At 56.3% G+C, this 215-nt stretch carries 1 pseudogene; it reads right to left on the bottom strand.

The features are described 5' to 3' along the window. Positions 1–215 (bottom strand): annotated as a pseudogene (locus AMS67_RS17820) (NCS2 family permease); the annotation flags it as partial.

Below are 215 nucleotides of genomic sequence, written 5' to 3'. Positions count from 1 at the left end.
CTCTTCACGTTCCCGGAGAGCGCGTTCACGAGTACCCAGGCGACGAAGCCCGCTCCGATGCCGTTGGCGATAGAGTAGGTCATAGGAAGGAAGGAGAAGGGGAGGAAACAGGGCAGCAGAACACGGAAGTCGGTCAAGTCGATGTGCTTGATCTGCGCCATAAGAAGAGAAAAAAAGAGGAAGAGAGAGGAAGAGGCGACCTCGGTCGGCACGAT

This window comes from Leucobacter japonicus (assembly GCF_001273855.1).
Taxonomy (GTDB): Bacteria; Actinomycetota; Actinomycetes; order Actinomycetales; family Microbacteriaceae; genus Leucobacter; species Leucobacter japonicus.
Note: the sequence above shows the minus strand (reverse complement) of the source record. Positions and strands in the feature narration are given on the sequence as shown.